Annotated in this window: 24 protein-coding genes; 22 read left to right on the forward strand and 2 right to left on the reverse strand. The window is 32.7% G+C overall.

What is annotated here, in order from left to right; all coding sequences use genetic code 11:
* The first annotated feature begins 26 nt into the window (after positions 1 to 26).
* The 8 genes from HMPREF9943_RS03180 (at position 27) to HMPREF9943_RS03215 (ending at position 7,150) form a co-directional block, all read left to right on the forward strand.
* Positions 27 to 1,430, forward strand: a complete 1,404-nt coding sequence (locus HMPREF9943_RS03180; RefSeq protein WP_004801955.1) for a hypothetical protein — start codon at positions 27 to 29, stop codon at positions 1,428 to 1,430.
* 56 nt (positions 1,431 to 1,486) lie between these two features.
* A complete protein-coding gene (locus HMPREF9943_RS03185) occupies positions 1,487 to 2,728 on the forward strand; it encodes an amidohydrolase family protein (RefSeq protein ID WP_004801957.1) in 1,242 nt (413 codons plus the stop codon).
* 102 nt (positions 2,729 to 2,830) lie between these two features.
* A complete protein-coding gene (locus tag HMPREF9943_RS03190; RefSeq protein ID WP_004801959.1) occupies positions 2,831 to 3,127 on the forward strand; it encodes an ArsR/SmtB family transcription factor in 297 nt (98 codons plus the stop codon).
* A gap of 4 nt (positions 3,128 to 3,131) precedes the next feature.
* Positions 3,132 to 3,347: a cation transporter gene (locus HMPREF9943_RS03195; RefSeq protein WP_004801960.1), complete on the forward strand. Its 216-nt coding sequence runs from the start codon at positions 3,132 to 3,134 to the stop codon at positions 3,345 to 3,347.
* On the forward strand, positions 3,331 to 5,217 hold the full coding sequence (locus tag HMPREF9943_RS03200; protein ID WP_004801963.1) for a heavy metal translocating P-type ATPase: 1,887 nt from the start codon (positions 3,331 to 3,333) through the stop codon (positions 5,215 to 5,217). Before HMPREF9943_RS03195 ends, HMPREF9943_RS03200 begins: the two co-directional genes overlap by 17 nt.
* A gap of 57 nt (positions 5,218 to 5,274) precedes the next feature.
* Entirely contained in the window at positions 5,275 to 5,772 is a 498-nt protein-coding gene (locus HMPREF9943_RS03205; protein ID WP_026624736.1) for a hypothetical protein, read from the forward strand.
* A gap of 21 nt (positions 5,773 to 5,793) precedes the next feature.
* A complete protein-coding gene (locus HMPREF9943_RS03210) occupies positions 5,794 to 6,309 on the forward strand; it encodes a nitroreductase (RefSeq protein WP_004801967.1) in 516 nt (171 codons plus the stop codon).
* A complete protein-coding gene (locus HMPREF9943_RS03215; RefSeq protein WP_004801970.1) occupies positions 6,299 to 7,150 on the forward strand; it encodes an NAD(P)-dependent oxidoreductase in 852 nt (283 codons plus the stop codon). Before HMPREF9943_RS03210 ends, HMPREF9943_RS03215 begins: the two co-directional genes overlap by 11 nt.
* Here HMPREF9943_RS03215 and HMPREF9943_RS03220 read toward each other — a convergent pair.
* The gene (locus HMPREF9943_RS03220; protein ID WP_004801971.1) at positions 7,125 to 7,994 is read right to left on the reverse strand and encodes a LysR family transcriptional regulator; all 870 of its coding nucleotides are present in this window, start codon (positions 7,992 to 7,994) and stop codon (positions 7,125 to 7,127) included. The genes HMPREF9943_RS03215 and HMPREF9943_RS03220 overlap by 26 nt on opposite strands.
* Positions 7,995 to 8,091: 97 nt before the next feature.
* Here HMPREF9943_RS03220 and HMPREF9943_RS03225 point away from each other — a divergent pair, with 97 nt between their 5' ends.
* The 3 genes from HMPREF9943_RS03225 (at position 8,092) to HMPREF9943_RS03235 (ending at position 11,932) form a co-directional block, all read left to right on the forward strand.
* A complete protein-coding gene (locus tag HMPREF9943_RS03225) occupies positions 8,092 to 9,360 on the forward strand; it encodes an adenylosuccinate synthase (RefSeq protein ID WP_004801973.1) in 1,269 nt (422 codons plus the stop codon).
* A 59-nt stretch (positions 9,361 to 9,419) separates the two neighbouring features.
* On the forward strand, positions 9,420 to 10,964 hold the full coding sequence (guaA, locus tag HMPREF9943_RS03230; RefSeq protein ID WP_004801975.1) for a glutamine-hydrolyzing GMP synthase: 1,545 nt from the start codon (positions 9,420 to 9,422) through the stop codon (positions 10,962 to 10,964).
* Between the two features lie 398 nt (positions 10,965 to 11,362).
* Positions 11,363 to 11,932, forward strand: a complete 570-nt coding sequence (locus tag HMPREF9943_RS03235) for a hypothetical protein (RefSeq protein ID WP_004801978.1) — start codon at positions 11,363 to 11,365, stop codon at positions 11,930 to 11,932.
* Between the two features lie 215 nt (positions 11,933 to 12,147).
* Here the strand turns inward: HMPREF9943_RS03235 and HMPREF9943_RS03240 are convergent, their stop codons facing one another.
* Positions 12,148 to 12,597: a helix-turn-helix domain-containing protein gene (locus HMPREF9943_RS03240; RefSeq protein WP_004801980.1), complete on the reverse strand. Its 450-nt coding sequence runs from the start codon at positions 12,595 to 12,597 to the stop codon at positions 12,148 to 12,150.
* Positions 12,598 to 12,652: 55 nt separating this feature from the next.
* Here HMPREF9943_RS03240 and HMPREF9943_RS03245 point away from each other — a divergent pair, with 55 nt between their 5' ends.
* From HMPREF9943_RS03245 to HMPREF9943_RS03295, 11 genes are all read left to right on the forward strand, one after another.
* Complete coding sequence (locus HMPREF9943_RS03245) at positions 12,653 to 12,838, forward strand: hypothetical protein (RefSeq protein ID WP_004801982.1); 186 nt, start codon at positions 12,653 to 12,655, stop codon at positions 12,836 to 12,838.
* Positions 12,838 to 13,941 (forward strand): site-specific integrase, encoded by a 1,104-nt coding sequence (locus HMPREF9943_RS03250; RefSeq protein ID WP_004801984.1) that lies wholly within the window; start codon positions 12,838 to 12,840, stop codon positions 13,939 to 13,941. Before HMPREF9943_RS03245 ends, HMPREF9943_RS03250 begins: the two co-directional genes overlap by 1 nt.
* Complete coding sequence (locus HMPREF9943_RS03255) at positions 13,913 to 14,362, forward strand: plasmid mobilization protein (protein WP_004801987.1); 450 nt, start codon at positions 13,913 to 13,915, stop codon at positions 14,360 to 14,362. The genes HMPREF9943_RS03250 and HMPREF9943_RS03255 overlap by 29 nt, the downstream gene beginning before the upstream one ends.
* A gap of 106 nt (positions 14,363 to 14,468) precedes the next feature.
* On the forward strand, positions 14,469 to 15,398 hold the full coding sequence (locus HMPREF9943_RS03260; RefSeq protein WP_004801988.1) for a hypothetical protein: 930 nt from the start codon (positions 14,469 to 14,471) through the stop codon (positions 15,396 to 15,398).
* Positions 15,391 to 16,782 carry a VapE domain-containing protein gene (locus tag HMPREF9943_RS03265; RefSeq protein ID WP_004801990.1) on the forward strand — a complete coding sequence of 464 codons (1,392 nt, stop codon included), beginning with the start codon at positions 15,391 to 15,393 and terminating at the stop codon, positions 16,780 to 16,782. Before HMPREF9943_RS03260 ends, HMPREF9943_RS03265 begins: the two co-directional genes overlap by 8 nt.
* Positions 16,783 to 17,089: 307 nt before the next feature.
* Complete coding sequence (locus HMPREF9943_RS03270; RefSeq protein ID WP_004801992.1) at positions 17,090 to 17,470, forward strand: plasmid mobilization relaxosome protein MobC; 381 nt, start codon at positions 17,090 to 17,092, stop codon at positions 17,468 to 17,470.
* On the forward strand, positions 17,470 to 18,903 hold the full coding sequence (locus HMPREF9943_RS03275; RefSeq protein ID WP_004801993.1) for a relaxase/mobilization nuclease domain-containing protein: 1,434 nt from the start codon (positions 17,470 to 17,472) through the stop codon (positions 18,901 to 18,903). The genes HMPREF9943_RS03270 and HMPREF9943_RS03275 overlap by 1 nt, the downstream gene beginning before the upstream one ends.
* A 107-nt stretch (positions 18,904 to 19,010) precedes the next feature.
* Positions 19,011 to 19,241 (forward strand): helix-turn-helix domain-containing protein, encoded by a 231-nt coding sequence (locus HMPREF9943_RS03280; protein ID WP_004801996.1) that lies wholly within the window; start codon positions 19,011 to 19,013, stop codon positions 19,239 to 19,241.
* Complete coding sequence (locus HMPREF9943_RS03285) at positions 19,238 to 21,775, forward strand: DNA cytosine methyltransferase (RefSeq protein ID WP_004801998.1); 2,538 nt, start codon at positions 19,238 to 19,240, stop codon at positions 21,773 to 21,775. The genes HMPREF9943_RS03280 and HMPREF9943_RS03285 overlap by 4 nt, the downstream gene beginning before the upstream one ends.
* The gene (locus HMPREF9943_RS03290; RefSeq protein ID WP_004802000.1) at positions 21,768 to 22,274 is read left to right on the forward strand and encodes a hypothetical protein; all 507 of its coding nucleotides are present in this window, start codon (positions 21,768 to 21,770) and stop codon (positions 22,272 to 22,274) included. The genes HMPREF9943_RS03285 and HMPREF9943_RS03290 overlap by 8 nt, the downstream gene beginning before the upstream one ends.
* A gap of 15 nt (positions 22,275 to 22,289) precedes the next feature.
* Positions 22,290 to 23,552, forward strand: coding sequence for a hypothetical protein (locus tag HMPREF9943_RS03295; RefSeq protein ID WP_004802003.1), 1,263 nt, complete (start codon positions 22,290 to 22,292; stop codon positions 23,550 to 23,552).
* Positions 23,553 to 23,555: the final 3 nt, after the last annotated feature.

Below are 23,555 nucleotides of genomic sequence, written 5' to 3' on the forward strand. Positions count from 1 at the left end.
AATAGTTTTATATGGGAGACAGAATGATGGATGATTTTTTAAGAGATATTCATACTTTGATTTTTAAGCAATGGATTTTGTGTCAGTCTATTAAAGGATGCAAGATGTCTTTAAAAACATCTGGTGATGAGGAAGAGATCTATTTAGAAACAGAACGTTCTTTTGGAAAGGCTGCTTTTCATAAAAATAATGTTATTGAATTGGTATTAGAAAATAGACAAACCGGATCAGTAGATTTTTATTTGCATTTTCAAATGCAGACTTTAAAGCATGCTGCCGGATTATTTCATGAACTTGTTAATACAATGATTCATGCTCAAGAACGTAAGAAATTAAGAATTCTATTAAGCTGTACAAGCGGGCTGACAACATCGTTTTTTGCTGAATCATTAAATGATGCTGCAAGGACTATCATGTTGGATTATGAGTTTTCAGCTGTTTCTTTTAATGAGCTTGCTGATCAGGGAAATGATTATGATGTTATCTTGCTTGCTCCTCAGATTGCTTATCAGCAGGCTTATATTCAATCAGTTTTACATCGTGTCCCTGTAGAAGCTATCGCTCCGCACGTTTTTGCTCAATATGACTGTGGTGCTATATTTAAACAAATTGAGCTTGCTTTAAAAAAAGATATTCCTGAAGTGCCTCTTTTACAGCTGAAAGTGAATATTAATTATCCGGAGAAAATTCTTTCTATCGGTGTTTTAAAATCCAGAATTCATGCTCATATTGTCTATCGTGTTTATCAGCAGGAAGAGATTCTTACAAATGGTGAAATGATTAAGCCTAATATTGATATTCATGATTATAATGATATTGTTAATTTATGTCTGTTAGAGCATCCTGATTTAAAGATAGTAGGAATTGCGATGCCGGGTATTATTCAAGGAGGACATTTGACTATGTTAGGTGAAGGCTTTGATCATTGTGATGTTGTTGGATATTTAAGGAATAAACATCCAAATATTTCCTTTTCTTTAGATAATGATGTGAATGCGATTGTTTCAGGAATATATGCTGTTAATACCGGTTATGATACGATGTCTTTCTATTTTTTACCTAAAGGCAATAAAATTGGCGGAGTGGGAAATATTTTTAAAGGTCAGATAGTAAAAGGACGACAGAATATTGCCGGTGAAGTACAGTATCTGCCACTCAATTATAGTAAAAGTACTGAGGAGCTTGCAAAGACAATTGAAGGATCCACGGAAATAGTTGCTAAGACTCTGGTTTCTATTATTTCAATACTAGGGCCTGATCTAATTGCTTATTATTGTTCCAATGTCCCCAGTATTGATGATTTAAAAGAGGAAATGAGCCGTTATATACCTGACGAATACATACCGGTTATTAAAAAAATTGATAATATGCAGGAATATATTTTATTTGGGGAAATGATTATGTGTATTATGAGAATGGAAAATGCTTAGGCTTCTCAAGTAAAATAAAATTTGATATGATATAGTTGGAAATGGAGGAATCACTAATGAAGTATGCTTTTATCAATGGAATAATTCTTGATGGCACAAGAAATATGAAACCGCGCTATCATCAGGCTATTTTAACATATGATGATCGTATTGAGTCTATTACTGATGAAAACAGTTCTTCATTTCAGGATTACGAGGTTATCAATCTGCATGGAAATTATATTATGCCGGGATTGATTAATATGTCTTCTTCGTTTGGTTTCGATGGCAAATCAAGAACTTCCAGATTATTGTCTTTACCGGAGTTTATGAAAGTTAATAAAATTAAAAAAATATATAAGAAAGAACTTCTTAAACAGCTTTATAGTGGCGTAACCACAGTTTTAAGTATGGGAAGCTATCAGAATATGGATAGTGTGATGAATAGCTATATAGATAAAGAACTGATGGATGGACCGAGAGTTATTGCTGCAAATCAGCCTATCGGCTTTAAAGAAAGCTATTTATCTGATCTATGTATGATGGTCAGTAATGATGAAGAAGCCGGTGATGCAGTCAGTCAGGCATATATCAATAAGAATGATGTTGTTTCTATTATGGCAACAGATGATATATTTCATCATCATCAGATGCCAGGCAGCTTGTTATCATCTATTATTAGTGAAGCACATCGATTATCATTAAAAACAGCAGTTTATGCATCAAATCAGGAAATGATGAAAACAGCTCTTAAATGTCATGCTGATTATCTTTATATGGGTATTTCTCCGGATGTTGAAACAATAGACTTATTTAAGCAATCCAATACAGTTCTTATTTCAGGATTATCTCCATTAATTAATGATTACTTATTAGATGCTGATAAAACCAGGCTTAATAAAGAGGATAGGCATAAAGCAAAAACAATTCTCCAAGGAGCTATCAGTTGTTTAGAAGCTTGTATGCTTGAAGAGATTCCTGTAGGAATAGGTAGCGGAATAGGTTTTTATGTCACTCATTATGATTTCTGGAGAGAACTTATTCATTTTAAAAATTTTTGTCATATTTCCAATAAGTTTGCTTTATATTGTGCAACTTATAATAATGCCAAGCTGTTGGGTCTGGGCAGTGTAACCGGCAGTCTTTCTAGCGGAAAATATGCTGATATGATTGTCACTAGGGAGAATCCTTTAGATCGTTTGGAGGCTCTTAAAGACCCGGTTATGACTATTTCTAAAGGAAGAGTTTATAAAGATATAACAATAAATAAGAATATACAAATAGAAAAAGCATTAGATCGTATTATTGATAAATTATGATGAGATAAATCTCATCTTTTTTTATAATATGAGTTGATTTCCTGTTATTCATATGATAATATATTCATATGAATAGATAAACATATGAAAGGAGGCTGAACATTGGAAGAGATTAAATATGAAGAGGAAATCACTGATTTGGCTGATTTATTTAAGATTTTTGGTGATTCTACAAGACTAAAGATTCTATATGTCTTAATGAAAAAAGAAAAGAATGTGACTGAAATTACTGACGATTTAAATATGACTCAGTCAGCTGTTTCTCATAGTTTAAGAATATTAAAAACTAATAAGCTTGTCAGTGCGAGAAGAGAAGGGAAAGCTGTTTATTATTCTTTAGCGGATGATCATGTAAAAACAATTATCGCGATGGGTAAAGAACATATTGAGGAGGATTAGTTCTATGAAAAAGAAGTTTAAGATTTATGTAGACTGTGCAGCATGTGCACAGAAGATGGAAGATGCTGCTAAAAAAGTGGCTGGGGTTAAAGAAGCAAAGATTACTTTTATGACTCAGAAGATGACTGTTGAAGCTGATGATGATATGTTTGATGATGTATTAGATAATGTTATAAAAGCATGTAAAAAAGTAGAACCTGACTGTGAATTCTATATTTAATATGAAAAACTTAAATAAAAGACAAATAAAGAATTTAAGAGATATTATCGTATCATTATGTTTCTTTATTGTTTTAGAGATTATTGAACATTTTAATATCTTTTCTATTTTAGATCACAAGATGCTTTTATTTATATTATATCTTATTCCTTATTTTATAGCCGGTCATCATGTTATTAGAAAGTCATTATTATCAATAAAAAACAGACAGCCTTTTAATGAATCATTTCTTATGACACTGGCAACTATTGGAGCTTTTATTACGGGAGAGTTTGGGGAAGCTGCTGCTGTTATGCTATTTTATATGACTGGTGAGTGGTTTCAGGATTATGCTGTTAATAAATCGAGGAATTCTATTACAGAATTGATGGATATTGCACCGGAATATGCGAATGTTGAAATGGATGGAAAGATAATTGTAGAGGATCCGGAAGATGTTCCATTAGGCAGTGTTATTGTGATTAAGCCGGGAGAAAAAGTGCCGCTTGATGGAATTATTATTGAAGGAGATTCTATGATCAATACAAGTGCTTTAACCGGTGAATCAGTTCCTCGGCATATGACATATGGTGAAGAAATTATTTCCGGATGTATTAATGGTGATGGATTATTAAAGGCTAAAACAACGAGACTCTATAATGATTCAACGGTTGCTAAGATATTAGAACTGGTTGAGAATGCAGCTGATAAAAAGTCAAAGACAGAAGCCTTTATTACAAAATTTGCCAGATATTATACTCCGGCAGTTGTTATAGGGGCATTGCTTCTGGCAATTATTCCATCATTAATCACAAGAGATTTTATGACATGGATGTATCGTGCTTGTACTTTCCTTGTTATTTCATGTCCATGTGCTTTGGTTATTTCTATACCTTTAGCTTTTTTTGGCGGAATAGGAGCTGCCGGTAGAAATGGAATTTTAGTAAAAGGTAGTAATTATTTAGAAATTATCAATGATACAGATATGATTATCAGTGATAAGACTGGAACTCTTACTAAAGGTGTTTTTAAAGTAATAGATGTTATAAGTGATAAAGATAAAAATGAAGTGCTTAAATTAGCTGCTCTGGCTGAAAACATGTCTACTCACCCTATAGCTCAAAGTATTAAGAAAGCTTATCATCAGGATCTTGACTTATCTTTAGTAAGTCATATTGAAAATATCTCAGGAAAAGGTATTTCAGGGATTATAGATGGTCAGGTAATACATATAGGCAATGCTTCCTTTATGAAAGATAATCATATTGCTTTTAGTGAAATTAATAAACCGGGAGCATCTGTGGTTTATCTGTCCTCAGATAATAATTATTTAGGGGCTATTATTATTTCTGATGAAGTTAAGGATGAAGCAAAACAATCTCTTGATAGTCTTAAGCAGGAAGGTATTAAAAGATTTGTTATGCTGACAGGTGATCAGTATACATCAGCTGAAGCTGTTGCTAAGAAGCTGGGAATTGATGAGTATTATAGTGAACTGATGCCTCAGGATAAAGTAGAGAAAATAGAAGAGCTTTTTTATAATCAGACTCATAAGACTGCTTTTATTGGTGACGGTATTAACGATGCACCGGTGCTTACTAGATGTGATGTAGGTATTGCAATGGGATCAATGGGCAGTGATGCGGCTATTGAAGCTGCTGATATTGTGATTATGGATGATGATCTTAGAAAACTTCCTTTACTTAAACGGATCGCCAAAAAAACAATTCATATTTCATCAGTTAATATTATCTTTGCTTTAGCTGTTAAAGTTTTGACATTATTATTTGGTGCTTTAGGTATTGCTGATATGTGGTGGGCAGTTTTTGCTGATGTTGGAGTTGCCTTTATCTGTATCTTAAACTCTATGCGTACATTACGTGTTCAGTAAATAATTATTCTTAACTATTTCCTTTTAAGTTGTGATAAAATAAGAATGGTGATAGAAATGTTTAATTATAATAAAGGAATTAAAAATATGAATGATCTAAGTGAAGGCTATATGATTAAAGAAGATCATCTCTATGCAATTGTAGATATTTTGAAGATTAAACAGTTTATTTGTGATTTTCTTGAATTGAATCATAATAAAGAGTTTACGCTAAATTTATCATATGGCTTAAAAACTTATCAGTTAACCGGTCTAAATAAGGCCATGCTGGATGCTTTCTTTTCTATGAATAGGGATATTTTAATTCATGATGGAACTGTCAGCTTTTCTCTAAGTACAAATCAGGATCATTTTAAGATCAGTAATAATGAATTATATTTCTATTCAGGATATTATGTGAAGAAATATCGCAAATTACTAGAAAAATATCATATTAGAAAAGTAAATCAGTTAAATTACAAGCCACAGTATATCAGTTCATATTGTTCTAAAGATGGGAACAGTATAATAGATATTATTGAGACATTGAAAATGATAGGAATGAAAGAAATATGATTTTAGCATAGGAGGATAAAAATGAACACATTAGAATCAATAAAAACAAGAAGAAGCATTAGAAGCTTTAAAGAAGATGCAGTTCCTGATGAATTCATAGAAAAGATTGTAGAGGCAGGTAGCTATGCTGCCAGTGGTAAGGGCAGACAATCACCAATTATTATAGTAGTAGAAAATAAAGATGTGATTAAAAAGTTTTCGAAGATGAATGCGTCCATTATGGGGGTGAATATTGATCCGTTTTATCAGGCTCCTTTACTGATGATTGTTCTTGCTGATAAAACGATTCCTACTCATATCTATGATGGTTCATTAGTAATCGGAAATATGATGTTGGCATGTCATGAGCTTGGCTTAGGATCATGCTGGATTCATCGAGCTAAAGAAGAATTTGAAACGGCTGAGGGAAAAGAATTCTTAAAAGAAATAGGTATTACCGGAGATTATGAGGGTATTGGACATTTAATTGTCGGTTTTACTGATAAGCATCCAAATCCTGCTAAACGTAAAGAGAATTATATTTATTATGTTAAATAAGATCGGTTTTATTGGCACCGGCATTATGGGTACGCCAATAGTAAGAAATCTTTTGCAGAAAGGCTTTAATGTGACTGTTTATAATCGTTCTCAGCAAAAAGCCCATCTTTTAGAAAAAGATGGAGCTATATTTGCTGATAGTATTAAAGCCTGTGTTAAAGATAAAGATGTCGTAATGACTATGGTAGGCTATCCTCAGGATGTTAAAGAAGTCTATGATAAAGTCTTAAAATATGTTGATCATACACTTCTTATTGATATGACAACTTCATCACCGGATCTTGCTAAAGCTTTATATGATAAAGCAAAAGAGAAAAACTGTCAGATGCTGGATGCACCGGTAACAGGTGGTGATATAGGAGCGCAGAAAGGAATGCTGACTATATTATGTGGCGGAGATCAGGATGCCTTTAATAAAGCATATCCTCTTTTTGAAGCAATAGGGTCTAATATTTATTATTTAGGACCTTGCGGTAATGGACAGCATTGTAAGATGTGTAATCAGATTGCGATTGCCGGAGCATTATCAGGAGCTGTTGAGGCTATTAGCTATGCAGATAGGATGGGCTTGGATAAAAATCAAGTTATGGAAGCAATATCTGCCGGTGCAGCAGGAAGTTTTCAGTTATCTAATGTTGCAGTAAAGGCAATATCCGGAGATTTTCAACCTGGCTTTATGATGAAGCATTTTGTCAAAGATATGGGTATTGCTGATGAGGTTGCTTTATCACAAGATTTAAGATTAGAAATACTGGAGCATGTTAAGAAAATGTGCATTTCTTTAGATGATCAGGATTTAGGCACACAGTCTCTTCTTAAATATTATGAATCAGTTCGATGAATTTATTGGCAGCAAGAGGAAGGCTTAAAGAAGATAAATAGGCATAGCCTATCCGTCTGGATGGGATCGGGGGATTGATTTTTAATTCAAAGATACTTTTATTCAGGCAATCTTCACTAAATTCTTTTATAACACAGGAAATGCCCATTTGATAAGAAGCAAATACTTTTAATAATTCATGAGCACCAAGCTCCATTTCAGGAAGAAGGCTAATGCCTTCTTTTTTAAAGCATTCATCAACATATTTTCTTGAATTAGATAATGATTCCAGCATGATCAGTTTTTTTTGAGACAATTCTTGATAGCTATAGAGATGATTATCTTTTGTACCGGATACAAAGATATCGTGTACTTTAAAACAGGGAATTGAAATGATTTGTTCATCATCAATAGGCATATTTATAAAAGCCAGATCGATAGATCTGTTTTTTAATAGAGAAATAGTTTCAAAGCTTGTTCCATTGACTACTTTAATATGAACATGAGGATAGAGTTTCTGAAATTTTACCAGATACTTCATCAGATAGTTCTGACACAAGGTATCTCCGGTTCCAATCACCAGTTCTCCGCTTTTTAATTCTTTCATATTTGTGAGTTCATTTTCAGCACTGCTGATAAGATCTAAGGCACTTTTTATCTTTTCATGCATCATTAAGCCTTCTTTAGTAAGTGATACTCCTTTAGCATGTCTGATAAAAAGAACAGTATCCAACTGTTTTTCCAACTGTGTAACAGCCTGAGAAACAGCGGACTGAGTGATATAGAGATGATTGGCAGCTTTTGAAAAAGAGAGAGATGAGGCTGCTTCATTAAATATTTTATAATGGTCAATTTTAATATTCATATTAGTACCTCTTATATTATATATTATATTAATTAATTTTACTTATATCAATCACAGTTTTATAATAATAGTGAAATAAAGATAGGAGGAAGATTATATGGCAGGAGTTGTTGTTGTTGGAAGTCAATGGGGAGATGAAGGAAAAGGAAAGATTACTGATTATCTTGCTCAGAAAGCAGACCTTGTAGTGAGATATTCCGGAGGGAATAATGCCGGTCATACAATTGTATATGAAGGCAAGAAATTTGCTTTAAGACTGATTCCTAGCGGTATTTTTACAGCCGGTGAAGTTATTATGGGAAATGGTATGGTTATTAATCCTAAAGCTTTTTTAGAAGAAGTAAGCTATTTAAATGATGCAGGTATTAATACTGAAAAGATTCATATTTCTGATCGTGCTCATGTTATTTTACCTTATCATATAAAAATAGATGCTTTAGAAGAAAAGCTTCGTGGTGAGAGTGCTATTGGAACAACCGGAAGAGGAATAGGTCCGGCTTATGTAGATAAGTATGATCGTTGTGGTATTCGCATAGGTGAATTTGTAAATGAAGAAATTTTCAAAAAGAGAATACATCAAGTCATAGAATTTAAAAAACAATTATATCCTCAGCTAAATGTAGATGCTGATTCTATCTTTGAAGAGTATAAAGAATATGCAAAGAAAATGAAACCTTTAGTATGTGATACCGGAGCACTTTTAGATGAAGCATTACTTAATCATAAGAAAGTGTTGTTTGAAGGAGCTCAGGGAGCTATGCTGGATATTGATTATGGAACATATCCATTTGTTACTTCATCTAATCCGGGAGCTAATGGTGTTTGTGCAGGAGCTTCTATTGGTCCATTGTATATTAATGAAGTTATTGGTATTGTTAAAGCTTATACAACAAGAGTTGGAGCAGGTGCTTTTCCAACTGAGATAAATGGTAATTTAGCTGATTTTATTAGAGAGGCCGGACATGAATATGGCACAGTTACAAAACGCCCTAGAAGAGTAGGATGGTTTGATGCGGTTGTGGTTAATCAGTCTAGAAGAATGTCTTCACTTACAGGGATTTCTTTAATGCTTTTAGATGTATTATCCGGGATTGAAACATTAAAGCTATGTACTGCTTATATGTTGGATGATCAGAAAATTTATGCATTGCCTTCAACTGTTGAAGAATTAGAAAGATGCAAGCCGGTTTATGAAGAAATGCCGGGCTGGAAGGAAGATATTTCAAATGTTTCTTCATTTGAAGAACTTCCTATAAATTGTCAAAATTACATAAGGCGTATTGAAGAACTGGTTCATTGCCCGATTACTATTTTTTCAGTAGGGCCTGATCGTAAACAGACAATCATTTTAAAAGAAGTCTTTTAGAACGTTGAATTCAGTGTGCTGATAGTGTAAGATTTCAAATAGAGAGAAAAGGAGGCACTATGAACAAAGAATTAATAATTGTGATTGACTTTGGCGGACAATATAATCAGCTTGTAGCGAGACGAGTAAGAGAGTGTCAGGTTTATTGTGAAATATATTCATACAAAATGAGTGTTGATAAAATCAAAGCGATGAATCCTAAAGGAATCATATTAACAGGAGGACCGGATAGCTGTTATGAGGAAGGAGCTGCCACATATTCAAAAAAGTTATTTGAATTAGGTATACCTGTACTTGGATTGTGTTATGGAGCACAGCTTATGCAACATCTTTTAGGCGGAGAAGTCAAACGTGCTGATTTTAGGGAATATGGAAAAACAGAAGTAGAGTTTGATACATCTTCACCTTTATTAAAAAGATGTTCCGCTCATTCTACTGTATGGATGAGTCATTTTGATTATATTTCAAGACTTGGAGAGGGTTTTAAATCAGTAGCTCATTCTTCTCATTGTCCGGTTGCTGTTTTTGAATCTGAGAATAAGCCATTATATGGTATACAGTTTCATCCGGAGGTCCTTCATACACAAGAAGGAACAAAAATGATTAAGAATTTTGTGTTAGATATATGTGGCTGTTCCGGAGATTGGATTATGTCTAACTTTGCTCAGGAGCAGATTAAGCAGATTAGAGAAATAGTTGGAGATGGCAAGGTTTTATGTGCTCTTTCCGGTGGTGTTGATTCATCAGTAGCGGCGGTATTATTATCTAAAGCTATTGGGAAACAGCTGACTTGTGTTTTTGTTGATCATGGTTTATTAAGAAAAAATGAAGGTGATGAAGTAGAAGCTGTTTTTGGGGATAAAGGATCTTATGATCTTAATTTTATTAGAGTTAATGCTCAGGAACGCTATTATAATAAATTAAAAGGTGTGACTGAACCCGAGCGGAAAAGAAAGATTATTGGTGAAGAATTTATTAGGGTTTTTGAAGAAGAAGCTAAGAAAATAGGAAAGGTAGATTTCTTAGTACAAGGCACTATTTATCCTGATGTTGTTGAATCAGGATTGGGTGGTGAATCAGCAGTTATTAAATCACATCATAATGTAGGAGGATTACCTGATTATGTTGATTTTAAAGAGATTATTGAACCTTTAAGAGATCTTTTTAAAGATGAAGTTAGAAAAGTAGGATTAGAATTAGGTATTCCGGAGTATCTGGTATTCAGACAGCCTTTCCCTGGACCCGGATTGGGGATTAGGATTATTGGTGAAGTTACTGCTGAAAAAGTAAAGATTGTACAGGATGCTGATGCTATTTATAGAGAAGAAATAGCTAATGCCGGCTTAGATAAGTCTATTGGACAGTATTTTGCCGCTCTTACGAATATGCAGTCTGTAGGTGTTATGGGTGATGAGAGAACTTATGATTATGCGATTGCATTGAGAGCCGTTAATACTATTGATTTTATGACGGCAGAGGCTGCTGATATACCTTTTGAAGTATTGAATACTGTCATGTCTAGGATTATTAATGAGGTTAGAGGTGTCAATAGAGTTATGTATGATATTACTTCTAAACCGCCTGGAACTATCGAGTTTGAATAGCAGAAGCAAATATGTTACTGCTACAAAACAGTTGGAAATAATGAGTTTCAGCGATTTTGATGTAGCAAATTTCTCTAAATGATACTATTTTGATACTAAAAAGCTGAAATAGTAGGTTCAAAAGGGAGTTGTTGAATTTAGGTGAATTCTTTAAAGCATTCCATCATTTTGTGTGGTGGGAGGCTTTTGTGGAAAATAGTGGGTGACAAACTGATGTTTGTGAGTAGTATAAGAGTATTTATTGAACAGGAGATTATATAGTGGCTAAAATCATGCTAAATGAAAAACAGAAAGAACTTGATATAGACCTTTGGATTATTACGATTGTTTCATTCGTAAGTTTAGGGATATTTATGATATTTCAAAAATAAATTTATGGAATTGTAAAAAATGAAGAATTGCCAATATTATCTCGTGTTTTGTTAGTTGCAATATTTCAGTATGGACTTGCGGGATTTGGAATTACAATTGTTTCTATTTTTAGAAAAGAACATTTTTTGTCATATGGTTTAAAGACTGAGGGAATGTTTTTGTCTATCTTGCTTTGTGTTCTGTGCTTTATCCCCAATATAATATTTTCTTATACTCTAGGTCAGAGCAATAGCTATCTACCGTTTCAGACCGTTTTAACAACAAAAGAAGTTCTGGCAAGTGATTTCCCTATAAATGTAATCGGCATGCTCATTACAGCGACTGCTTGGGGATTTTTTGAGGGCTTTAATTATATAGTAATAAGCGAAAAGATAAACAGGCGATACCCCACAAATTCAAAATGGCTTAATTGGGGTGCGATTTTTTGTGCTATTATGTGCATTTTAATTCATGGAGCCATCGGAGTAACATTTGAAGGAATAATTGAAATGATTACCGTCTTGATTATTATATATGGGATGCTTATGGTAAAAGAATTTACAGGTAATGCATGGGGGTGTGTATTTATTTTCATATTTTTATGGAATGCTTTTTAAAAAAAACAAAATGAATATACATATCGTATTTTAAATTCCCAGTTTGCCTAAATCATCGAATAGTGTAAAAACAAAGCACATGACTTTAAGATTGTAAAATCTTTCAGCTATGTGCTTTTTCTATGCTTACTTTATAATATCCGGTGGAACCTTAGCGGTTATACCTTTTCTGTAAAATTTTACATTGCTTTCTTCAAAAGGAACATAATCTTTTTTCAGACTGTCAGGTAGTTAGCTTTCCAATCTTGCAAGGCTTCTTTTGTAATTTCGCTATTTTCATATTTTTCTTTCATTTCCTGCCACTGCTCAAGCATATTACGGATTCTAAGAATAGCTTCACTGCCAAAATAGATACCTGTGGTAGTATATTCAGGATCTTCATCATTTAGAATAACGGGGCGTATTTTAACTTCAATACTGTCATCCAGCTTAAATAAAAATCGCATTAAGTCATGTTCCGTATAGGGATAATCAGGTTCTTTCAAATACTCTTTGTTTACATGCAGTGCAGTGGAAATATTTTCCAAGACATCGTCTTTAGGAGTACGAATATCAAGTTCGTACTGTCTTATTCTTACATCATCTAAATGGGTTCTGTCTCCTAATGCCTTTTGAGTAATTCTCCTTAGTTCACGGAATTTCTTTATCAATTTACCCAAACTCAATTTAAACACCTCCTTAGAAGCAAATATGTTTCTTAAAAGAAAGGAGGAAAGTACGATGGAGAAATTATTTCTTACTTCAAATGAAGTTGCCGATTTACTAAATATATCGCAGCAACAAGCTTATAAAATCATCAGAGATATGAATAAGCAGCTTGCTGAACACGGCTTTCTTATCCTTAGGGGAAGAATCAACAGGAAATATTTTATGGAACAAATCTACAAAGCGAAGGAGGGAGAATAATGCCTGCATATAAGGACGAAAAAAGCGGAAAATGGTTCGCTTCATTCTATTATAAGGATTGGGACGTACAGAGCAGAAAAAAGTTGAAAAGAGGTTTTGAAACGAAGAAGGAGGCAATTACTTATGAGAGAAATTTCACGGTAAAGATGTCCAGTTCACTCAATATGCTCTTTGAAGATTATTTTGAACTCTATAAGGCTGATGTTATAGGAACAATAAGGTTAAATACTTGGATGACTAAAGAACACATGATAAGAACAAAGATTTTGCCGTTTTTCAGCGGTATGAAAATGAGTGAAATTAAGCCGGTTGTAGTAAAAAAGTGGCATAACGTACTCTTAAACATTGAAAATGCCGAAGGGGAATCCTATAAGCCGACGTATCTTAAATCCATTCACGCCCAGCTTAGCTGCATGTTCAATCATGCAGTTAAATATTACGGATTAAGGCAAAATCCGTGTAAGGTAACAGGACGAATAGGAAAGCAAAGAAGTGATGAGGAAGTGGAGTTTTGGACGAAAGAGGAATACCTACAGTTTATAGAAGCTGTTAAGGATAAGGATATTTCATTTTATGCTTTTGAAATTCTATATTGGACAGGTATTCGATTGGGAGAATTGAGAGCATTAACAAAAGCTGATTTCGACTTTGATAAAAAGACTATGCGAATCAGTAAATCAGCACAGAGAATTAACGGAGAAGAAGTTATTACAGATCCGAAAACATCGAAAAGTAAAAGAACAATTATGCTTCCGGATTTTTTAATCAGAGAACTTAAAGACCATTTTCTGAAGATTGAATACTTTTTAGAAGATGAGCAAATTTTTCCTAAATGCAAAACCTATTTCAATAAGGAAATGGAGCGAGGAATAAAAAAGTCGAAAGTTAAGAAAATCAAGCTTCACGCATTGAGACACAGCCATATATCGCTGCTCATAGAAATGGGCTTTACACCTGTTGATATTGCAGCAAGAACAGGACATGAGAGCATAAAGGTGTTGATGGATTACAGCCATATGTTCCCAAATAAACAGATGGATATGGCTGATAAATTGGACAAGGAGGGTGAATACAGTGAAAGCACCGAAATTTCCAAGTTATGATGAGGTGGTTAATCGTAAAAAGAAAAAGTGCCAAAATTTGATGAGTAAAGAAGAATGGCAAACTTTGGAAGAGGAAAGAAAACAAAAGGAACGAGACAAAGGTAAGCGATTTGCTAATCGCAGGAAAAAGGATGTAACCATAGCATTCAGAACAAATCAAAAAGATAGAGAGCTAATTTTCAAAAAGATTTCTATGTCCGGACTTAGTAGGCAAGAATATATGACTAATGCAATCCTTAATGCTCCTGTAAAAGTATTCGCAACAAGAAATGTTATTGATAATTGTAAAAATGAGCTAAAGGAAATTCTATCGGAACTTAAACGAGTGAAGCAGTACGGAGAATTGGATGCAAGTTATAGGTATGAATTGAAAATGATTACTGAAATAATAGAAGCGGCAATACAAGAAAAAAGCCTTTAGCCAAAAGACCAAAGGCAAGATGAAAGTACAACTTGGTATTTCATCTCTGACAAGATTATTTTATCAGGTTGTACTTCCGTCAGCAACATAAATATTAGAGGTTACGATGATTAACAAGGAAAATTACTTACGAAATATTCCGATTGAATTAAGACAGTATAAACAATGGTTATGGTTTAAGAAAATTAGAAGAGTAGACTTGAAAGGCAAGGAAAAAATACTAAAGCTTCCTGTGAGTCCAATTACTTTAAAGTCAAGTAATTGGAATAATAAAGAAAACTGGGCAGACTTTGAAACAGCAGTTAATAATATAGAGAGTAGTGGTTGTGACGGATTGTCTTTTGTGTTAAGCAGGGATGATCCGTTTGTGTGTATCGACTTGGACAATGTTGAGGAGAACATACTCAAGATGTTTCAGACTGACTTTAGTGATACCTACAAAGAAATATCACAGTCGGGAAAAGGTATACACATTTTTGTTCGGGGACAAATTGAAAAGAACTTTAATAACCAAATTGAAAAAGTGGAGATGTATCAAGAAAACAGATGTATTGCTATGACAGGTGATACTCATAAATTTGAGAACTCAGGTGTAGGGAAAGTTATTTCAAAGCAAAGCGAACTTGATAAATATTATAAGTTATTTGCACCAAAAGACAGTATTAGAAAAAAGATTTTGACTTATCAGAGGTCAAACAGTGTTTCGGAAACCGATAAGGTTATAGAAACGATGTGCAGGTATAACGCAAGGGCAAGAGCATTGTTTGAAGGCTCATACACCAGCGGAGATACCAGTAAAGATGACTTTTCGTTACTTCTTTTTCTAAACAGTTTTACTCATGGAAATGCAGAAATGATGAAAGAATTATTTTTAAAATCTGCACTTAATCGCATTGGCGATCGCAGCAAAAGAAGAACGGAAAAAGGATATCTGAAATACTTGGAAGACAGTATTTCAAAAGCGATACAGGGAGGGAATAAGAGGTATTGGGATTATAACTATCACAGAAGTAAAGGAGGGTATTCGCTTGAATAATTGGCTTAAATTTGATGATGTGGAGCTAAGCGATTATGTAGAACGAGAGCTTGAAATCACAGAAAAAGGACAAGTCAAAAGTACAGCAACCAATCTGATTACTGTGCTTATAAATCCATGCTTTTGTAAAGAACAGGATATTTTGATGGGAAATATTTTTTTTGATACATGCAGCAGAACTGTTCAATTTTACGGTAGGCTGAAAGGAGAAAAAATTTCTGAACCTGAAATAAGAAATTGGAATGACCATATGACAAATATTCTTGGAGTTGAAATCGAAAGAGAATTTGGAATCAAATATGCTAAAAACAAAATTGAAGATGCCATTACCTTTGTTGCACATAAGAGAACCGTTAATTTACCTGCTATGTATATGAAATCATTAAGTTATGACGGAAAAGCCTATATTAAAAATCTTTTGTCTAAATATCTTGGAGCGGAAGATACAAAATTAAATGCTTGGATTATGGAACACATTTTAGTAGGCATGGTAAAGAGAGTTTTTAATCCCGGTTGTAAATTTGATGAACTTATGGTTCTTACAGGAATTCAAGGTGTGGGAAAGACCTCTTTTATAGAAAAACTTGCATTACTTCCTGAATGGTATTGCTCCTTAAATAATATCAAAGGTAAAGATGCGGTAAGCAATTTGGTGGGAAAGATTGTTGTTGAGCTTGAAGAATTTGTTGCTCTTAGAAATGCAAAAAGTGCCGATGAAGCGAAGCTGTTTATATCGGCAAGGACAAGCACAGTAAGACTTCCATATGAACGGTTTTCAACAGATGTAAAACGAACCTGCATATTAATTGCGACAACAAATGATGGAACATTTTTAGGGGATTTTTCCGGGGAAAGAAGATATTTACCTGTTGAAGTTATGAAAGATAACATTCAGATTCCAATTATGTATGATACAGAAAAATTCTCCCAATTAGAGAAGATCAGCAGGAAAGAACATGAAAAAATGATTCATGATGATTTCAAAGGAGCAGTAGCAGAAGCTTTGTATATTTATGAAAACAATCTGCATGACTTTACCTTACCAAAAGAATTAAGGAACGATTTAAATATTGTTATTCAAATGCACAAAAATGAAAATCGTCATGTTCAAAACTTTTATGATTTTATGGAATGGAAAACTACAAAGTCCGATAAATCGAATTTGTTGTGTTCTGCCGAGTTTACGAGCAGGTATCCTGAAACAAATGAAAAAGTGTTTTCAGAACTAATGGCAAACGAGATGTTAGATGAATGGAGACTTGAACCATCTGTAAAAAGTAAGAAAGTAAGAATTGACGGAGTGGTTCGTGTTAGCAAGAAGTTTTATAAGAGAAATGAAAATACTGATTTTATTGAAGTTGATTCTACGGACATACCATTCTAAGGGTTTTGAAAAAGTTCACTACCGCTACTTTGCTACCCGTATGACAAGGTAGTGAGGTAGTGGTAGCGACAACTTTCAAACTTTCATAAAAATCAGAGGAAATATTGAGAAGCATTTCTAAAGACTGAATCCCACTGTTTTTCTGTGATAGTTATAAGAGATTATTAGTAAAAGTATTATTTTCAGTGAGATAGCAAGCATATACTTTTTGACCACAGTCGAAAAAGTAGGCTTGTAAGCTGGCAATTCAGCTTAATCAATTTTAGGGAGAACCCTAATACCCCGAAAAAGAAAGGAGTGATGATAAATGTCAAAGATCGTTAATCGTAAAAACAACTGTACCGTTCACTTTATGGTGAATGAAGAAGATATGAATGAGCTTAACCGAAGATTTGCATTGACCAATTTCAAAAGTAAAAGAGAGTTTTATAGAGATAGTATTTTCAAGAATAGAATTATCAGCATTGATTTATCCGGTGAGTTTAGAAAAGAACTCAGAGAGCTTTCTTCTCTTGTCAGTCGTAACTCAGCGAACCTAAATCAGATAGCGAAGGTGGTAAACACCACAGGAATTATCTACAAAGATGATATTGAGAGCATCAAGAAAGCCTTGCAAGGTGAACTTCTTTTCTTGTCCGAGCTTCGAGAAAAAGTTTCGGATTATATCATCAATGAGGTAATCGGCTGATGGCTGTTACGAAGATACATCCGATTAAAACAACGCTGAAAAAAGCGATAGATTATATCTGCAATGGCGATAAAACCGATGATGAAATCTATGTTACCACACATCTTTGCAGCAGAGAAAATGCTCATAAGGAATTTGAACTTACCAAGAAACAGTTTAAGTCGAGGACAAAGACTTTAGCCCATCATTTAATCCAATCCTTTGTTCCGGAAGAAGTGAGCTTTGAAGAAGCACATAAAGTGGGAATCGAACTTTGCGAAAAGATTTTAGAGGGTAAATATGAATATGTCTTAGCAACGCATATCGACAAAGATCATATCCACAATCACATAATTTTTAACTCCATAGATGTTGATGAGGGCAAAGTTTACCATTCCTACTATGACTCATATATGAATATCCGAAATCAGAGTGACAGGTTGTGCAAGGAACATAATTTATCGGTAATAGATGTTGAAACGCAAAAGGAAATCAACGAGATTAAGCGAAGAAAGTTCGTGAATTGGTATGACTGGAATGAAGATAAAAAAGGTAAAAGTTATAAATCAAGACTTCAATTTGATATGGATAGAGTAATTCAAAAAGCAATAAATTGGGAACATTTTCTTAAAATAATGGAACAATATGGATATGAAATTAAGTTTGGAAAGTATATTGCTTTCAAACAGAAAAATCAGCAGAGATTTACCAGAGCGAAAACCATAGGTGATAATTACACAGAAGAAAAAATCAAAGAAAGAATCCGAAATAAAGATAAAGAAATAGGAGAATTTATTGATAAAACCAAATATGGAAATCAGGATTGGGTAGTTCATACCAACATGCAAGTAGCATCCAAAATTCTGTTAAAAATAAGAGATAAAGGCTTTAACTCTATGGAAGCATTGGAAAAAGGAATTCAAAAAATATCATTTCAAAAAAATGAATTGAAACAAGAATTTGATAAACTTTCATGGGAACAAAAGAGGATAAAGGAAGTGGTTAAGCATATTCAAATCTGTATCAGCAAAAGAGAGCATTATCAGGGTTATCGCAAAAATCCGAATGATAAAATTTATATGATGATGAACCGAAAAGATATAGAAGCCTATCAGAAATCCTATGAGGAAATAGATATTTTTCTTAAGCAATTTCCGCATTTGAAAGATACTGTATTAGAAGGATTGAAGAAAAAATCAGGTAAAAATCTTTTTAGGAAATTAAACGAGCATTCTAAAGAATTGCAAGCTAAACAAGAGGAGATAATCAAGAAACATAATTCATTATTAAAACAGTATGATGAATTGCAGCATCTGAAAGTTAATATGAATGAGTATCTTGGTAGGGATAAAACAGAGAAAAAGGAATCAGTTATTGGTGCAATTAGGAGACATCAGAGTGAGGAAAGAGAAAATACTAAGGGAAAGAATAAAATATCGAAAGAAGAAAGATAATTTTATGGTCGGTGTGATTTTATATTACACCGATTTTTGATGGAAAAAAATATGTATTTGTGGTATACTTTTATAAATATTATATTTACAAAAATAAAGGTGGAAATATGGCTATTAGTTACAATAGATTATGGAAGTTACTTATCGATAAAAATATGACTAAAACAGATTTGAAAAATATTACAGGTATGAATTCTGTAACATTAGCTAATATGGGGAAAGATAGATATGTTAGCTTGAGAATGATAGATAAGATTTGTGATGAATTAGATTGTGATGTAAATGATGTAATTGAACATATTGCAGATGAAAATTTTGAGAAAGGGAGTAAAGTATGATACAAAATAAACCCACGTATGTTTCGTTATTTTCCTCTGCGGGAGTAGGCTGTTATGGTTTTAAGCTTGAAGGTTTTGAATGTATAGCCACGAACGAGTTGCTGGAGAAAAGGCTAAATATACAAAAAATAAATAAAAAATGTAAATTTGAAAGTGGATATATTGCAGCAGATATAAAAGAAAATGCAACTAAAAATTTAATATATGGTGAAATTAAAAAGTGGGATAAGTTAGGGAATGATAGAGTTGATGTAGTTATAGCAACCCCACCATGCCAAGGAATGAGCGTTGCGAACCATAAGAAAAAAGATAAAGAGATTGAAAGAAATAGCTTAATAAAAGAAAGTGTGGATTTAATTAAAAATATAAATCCAAGATTTTTTGTGTTTGAAAATGTTGCTGCTTTTTGGAAAACTGGTTGTTTGGATAAAACAGGATGTGTTGTAACAATAGGTGAAATGATAACTGAAGAGTTAGGGGGATCTTATTTGATTCATAATGAAGTACTGAATTTTAAAAATTATGGCTCAAATTCTTCTAGAACTCGTACACTCGTGATTGGTGTTGACAAGAAGTTCTCTGATGACATTTCTGCTATTGAATTAATGCCTGATTATACTGTTGAAAAAACATTGTTTGAAGTTATTGGCAATATGAAGAGTCTCAATTGGGGAGAGTATGATTCTGAGGATTTTTTTCATAGTTTCAGAACATATCCTAAGCATATGCTGCCGTGGATAGAACATTTAGAAGAAGGACAAAGTGCATTTAATAATAAAAGTGACGAATTGAAACCTCATAGAATTGTTAATGGGGAATTAGTTATAAATAAGTCAAAGAATGCGGATAAATATACAAGACAAATCTACAACAAGGTAGCGCCGTGTATTCATACAAGAAATGATCAGATGGCAAGTCAAAATACAGTTCATCCTATCGATAACAGGGTTTTTTCAATTAGAGAACTAATGCGTATGATGACAATTCCAGATTCATTTAAATGGTTGGATTATGATTTAAGTTATTTAAACCAATTATCTGTAGTAGAAAAACAGAAAATATCCAAAAAAGAAGAAATGAACATTAGACAGAGTATTGGGGAGGCTGTTCCTACGGCTATTTTTCAACAGATAGCAGCTAAAATTAAACAATTTCTTTTGTTACCAAAATTGACATATAGGGATATTAAAGAAATCATTGAAGAGAATAAACTTGATGAAAATGGTAATTTAAAAAAATATTTGCATGAGAATAAAAATCGCTTAAGTTTGTCAACGTTATCGATGATAATTGAATATGCAAATGCAAAGCGACAAAAAAATTCTGCCTATTTTACGAATAAGCATATTGTCCAAGATATTTTTGAAAATTTACCAGAACTGGAAGCAGAAGAGATTAGTATTATAGAGCCATCTGTAGGTTCAGGAAATTTTCTTCCTTTTATTTTTAAGAAATATGCAAACAAAAAGCTTGTAAACCTTACACTTGTAGATATTGATGAATATGCAATAGAGACACTTAAAATTTTATATGATGAAAAAAATATACCTAGTAATTTTAAAATTAGATTTGTTTGTGATGATTATATGGACTATAGGCATGATAAAGTCGATTTAATCATAGGTAATCCACCTTTCTCTAAAATTAGTGGTTCTTATAGAAATAAGTTACTTAAAAATAATTTTAATAAAAACTCTACAAACCTTGCAGAATTTATTTTGGAGAAAGCAATTTCAAGTGCAAGGTATATATCTATGATTTTGCCGAAAACCATATTGAATACACCAGAGTTTAAAGATACAAGAGATTTGCTAATCACAAATAGGATTGATAGCATAATTGATTTTGGTGAAAATGGATTCAAGGGAGTTCTTGTTGAAACTATTAATTTAGTTATAGATTGTAATCAGACTCCAATGTATACAAAAATAATATCGACTACTTTAGGGATTTCGATAAATCAAAAAAGTAAATATATTTTCGATGATAATTTACCATACTGGATAATTTATAGAAATGATTTTTTTGATGAAGTTTTTAGGAAAATGAAATTTGGAATTTTTGATGTTTTTAGAGATAGACAAATAACTAACGGAAATACTTCGTTAAACAGAACTGATAAGTATCAAATCAGAGTGTTGAAATCTAGAAACATATTAGATACAGGAAAGATAGTTACAATAGAGGGATATGATTCTTTTATAGATATAGAAACCGTTTCAAAGCTAACTGTGAACAAATTTTTTAATGATACAGGAGTATATTTGACACCTAATATGACCTATAAACCACGCATTATAAAAAAAGATAAGGGATATGTTGTTAATGGTTCTGTAGCCGTATTAATTCCCAAAGAAGAAAATATAAATATAAATCAAAATCAATTGGATTATATTTCGAGTGATGAATTTAGAAAATTTTATAGAATAGCAAGGAATTACCAAACTCGTTCCTTGAATGTTGATAAAACAAGTTGTTATTGGTTTGGGGTTAATACAGATTTAAAATTTGAAGCTGGAGGGAAAAATGATTAATCTTGATTTTACTACAGATAATCCACGTTGGGGTGAATCTGGGATAGAGTTTACTGATTTATTCGAATATGCCAAAACATTGGGATTTTTATCTAATATTAGACATTACAATGGGCATGGAGAGAATATAACAAAGTTTGATAATAGTATTAGTATTCATATAGAGGGAAATCATGTTGATGGTGCATGGGCTAAAGAATGTAGAATTCATTATTATAAAGATATGGAGATGCTTAATTATCATCTACATGATTTATGGAGGGTATCTAGTGCTGGAAGAGGGGATGCTATTACATGTAGAATAAATTCTAACAAATATATTAATCACTTAATAGCTGAGTATGATTTTTCAGTATATGATGCTGGATATAGCAGGAATGTTTTTCCAAATGAACGTGAGAGAATTATTAGTAGGCTTGAACAACAATTAATAGGGAAAACTACGGAAAGAGATATTTTATTAGCGATTGATTATTTTAATATAGGATGGGAACTATGATGTTAGAGGTGTTATATGAGTTTGTATAATGAATTTTTAAGTCAATATGATTATGATATTAGGAAGTCTGGTGATGCACGATGGTTCGACCAGAAGTGTACATATGATGTGGTTTCTATAATTGCAGACTGTATAAATGAATATGTAGAAAATTCTAATTCTGAAGAATTTACTGTATCGGATATTTGGCATAGTGATTATGCAAGAGAAAATGTGGTTTCGATTTTTTCTAAGCCAGATCCCGAATTAAAAGCCGGAAATGAATATGATAAATATTTTGGGCAACCCATAAAACTTTTAGGTTATAGTCATGTGCTTAATGTGAGAAAAGAAAAAAATAGATATTATTATTCTATAAACAATCAAGAAATTTTGGATAAAATAGCATTAAGACCCATGAACGCATTGAATTTCCTATACGAATATATTAGCAAAGTTTTATCGGACAGTGGATTAATGAAGTCATTTGAGGACTTCTTTAGAATACAAACTAAGGATTCTTATAAAGAAGTGAGAGATAACTTTATAAGTTTTACAATTAACAATACAAAAATAAATGGCGAGACAGAATGTGGAAGAATTTTTACTAAGGTTATAAATCCGCTAGCGTTTAAACTAAAGAAATTAGGCACTGAAAAGGGAAGAATATCAAAGTTTGTAATTACATTGAATGATTTGCAATATAATCGTTCTAATTGGAGAGATGAGTTGAGCGGTAAGGATAAGTCAGTAACAAGGTCAGAATATGAACCTACAGTAGCACAACTACAAGCGAGAGCTTTAGCAACATACACTGTTAATAAGGCTAAAAAGGCTGTGCGTAAATTTAATGATATATTCAATAATGGGCAATCAGAAGTATGTCAAAGTACAGAATTGGTTAAAGCAACACAAGCTCACCATATTTTTGCTCAGTCTGATTATCCTAGTATAGCAGATTTTATTGAGAATCTAATTATGCTTACACCAAATCAGCATTTTTCAATGGCTCATCCAAATAATAAAACGCAATATATTGACAAAGATTTTCAGTATGTTTGCTTGATAGCAAAATCAGCAAGAATTCATGACAATTTGACATCTGATAATGCTGATAAATTTTATGACTTTGATGATTATAAATATGTTCTCAATACAGGGTTAGAGACTGATGAATTTTCCTCGATAGAATATTTAGACTTTGCAAGTATCTTGGATAAAATAGACTATTTCTATTGTGATGAATTATTGAATAACAAATATAGTAATCTTATACAAGGTAATCGTCGAGTGGTTTAATAA

This window comes from Eggerthia catenaformis OT 569 = DSM 20559, assembly GCF_000340375.1.
Taxonomy (GTDB): Bacteria; Bacillota_I; Bacilli_A; order Erysipelotrichales; family Coprobacillaceae; genus Eggerthia; species Eggerthia catenaformis.